Here is a 1,899-nt window from a genome sequence, read left to right on the forward strand (position 1 = left end):
TTCGAGTCCTCTCCTGGGCACCACGTCGAGAATGAGAAAAACCCGCGAAAGCGGGTTTTTTCATGCCCGGAATCCGGCATCAGAACAGCGGTCGCAGCACCAGCTCCAACCCGAGCAGCAGCAGGAATCCCAGGAAGCAGACCCGGAACACCCGCGCACTGATGCGCTGCCGGATCACCTGGCCCAGCCACATGCCCAGCAGCGCCGGCAGCACCGCGAGCGCACTCAGCCCCAACTGCTGGATGCCGAATGCGCCGTGCAGCACCAGGCCAGTGGTCAGCGATATCGTCGACACAGTGAACGCCAGCCCGAGCGCCTGCACCAGCTCCTCGCGCTGCAACCCCAGCGACTGCAGGTACGGCACCGCCGGCATCACGAACACACCGGTGGCCCCGGTCACCACGCCCGACAGCGCACCCACCAGCGGTCCCAGCCAACGCTCGCGCCGCTGCGGTACGCAGAACACCGGCGCAAGCAGGGCATAGGCCGCATAAACCACCAGCGCAACGCCCAGCGCAGCACGCGACCAGGTGCGATCGACCCGCACCAGCAGCGCCGCCGAACCCAGCGTCACCACCACCACGGCCAGCATCATCGGCCACAGGCGCCGCACGATATGGCCCAGTGAGGGGCCGGACAACAACTGCCACGCATTGGTGACGAAGGTGGGGATGAACAGCATCGACGCCGCTGCGACCGGCGACAGCGCGCCACCGAGCAGCCCCATCGCCACCGTCGGCAACCCCATGCCGGTCACGCCCTTGACCACGCCGGCCAGCACGAACACCGCCACCAGCAGCACGTAGAAGTACATCGATTCATTCATGCCTTCATTGGATCGAGCTACCGCTCGGCGCACAATGCGGTCTTCCCGGCCTCGCCTTCGGCTGATCCGAAGGCACAGGCGTTGCGATGAGGGCATCACATGCGGATGGATATCGCCGACCTGCGCCTGTTCCTGGCGATTGCCGAGGCGGGCAGCATCACGGCCGGTGCAGCACAGGCAAACCTGGCACTGGCTTCAGCCAGCGAACGCCTGCGCACGATCGAAGCCGATGCCGGCACCGCGCTGCTCAACCGTCATCCGCGCGGCGTCAGCCTGACCGAAGCCGGTGCCGCCCTCGCCCACCATGCACGCTTGATCCTGCAACAGCAGGCACAGCTGCGCGGTGAACTGCAGGCGTTCGCGCAGGGTGCGCGCGGCACCCTGCATCTGTATGCCAACACCGCAGCGCTGACCAACTACCTGCCCTCGCGGCTCGCGCCATGGCTGGCCGAACGCCCGCGCCTGCACGTGGAACTGCTGGAGCGCACCAGCCCTGAAGTCGTGCGTGCGATCAGTGCTGGCCAGGCCGAGGCGGGCATCATCAGCGATGCCGTCGACGCTGCCGGTCTGCAGCAGCATGTGGTCGCCGAAGATCCGCTGGTGATGCTGCTGCCCGAAGACCACCGCCTCGCCTCGCGGCGCAGCGTGGCCTTCACCGAGGTAGCCGGCGAGACCTTCGTTGCCCTGGCCGATGGCAATGCACTGCAGACCTACATCGAAGATCAGGCGCGCGACATCGGGCGCCGCCTGGACGTGCGCATCCGCATGAAGACCTTCGAAGGTGTGTGCATCATGGTCGGCCACGGCATTGGTGTCGGCATCGTGCCGCGGACCATCGCCCGCCAGCATCGGCGCGGTACGCACACCGTCGCCGTACCGCTCGCCGATGCGTGGGCACAGCGTCGCCTGTGCGCCTGTTTTGCCGAATGGGCGCAGTTGTCATCGGCAATGCGCAGCCTGCTGCTTCACCTGGGCGTGCAGCCGCAGAAAAAGGTGTGAAATGTTGTTGACACATCCTCTGCCGTACCGCACAATTCATCTCCTGAGTCGCCCAGGTGGCGGAATTGGTAGAC

2 protein-coding genes are annotated in these 1,899 nt (G+C 66.3%); one reads left to right on the plus strand and one right to left on the minus strand.

What is annotated here, in order from left to right:
* Positions 1 to 79: 79 nt before the first annotated feature.
* On the minus strand, positions 80 to 826 hold the full coding sequence (locus tag D5301_RS23925; RefSeq protein ID WP_153857077.1) for a sulfite exporter TauE/SafE family protein: 747 nt from the start codon (positions 824 to 826) through the stop codon (positions 80 to 82).
* A 99-nt stretch (positions 827 to 925) separates the two neighbouring features.
* On the opposite strand from D5301_RS23925, the gene D5301_RS23930 reads away from it, so the two are divergent.
* A complete protein-coding gene (locus D5301_RS23930; RefSeq protein ID WP_153857078.1) occupies positions 926 to 1,825 on the plus strand; it encodes a LysR family transcriptional regulator in 900 nt (299 codons plus the stop codon).
* Positions 1,826 to 1,899 lie beyond the last annotated feature (74 nt).

It is taken from the genome of Stenotrophomonas sp. MH181796, from assembly GCF_009659995.1.
GTDB lineage: Bacteria > Pseudomonadota > Gammaproteobacteria > Xanthomonadales > Xanthomonadaceae > Stenotrophomonas > Stenotrophomonas riyadhensis.

What these genes read in the sequence shown, in the direction of transcription:
- D5301_RS23930 (WP_153857078.1), top strand. Translation starts at nt 926, where the DNA reads ATGCGGATGGATATCGCCGACCTGCGCCTGTTCCTGGCGATTGCCGAG.
- D5301_RS23925 (WP_153857077.1), bottom strand. Translation starts at nt 826, where the DNA reads ATGAATGAATCGATGTACTTCTACGTGCTGCTGGTGGCGGTGTTCGTG.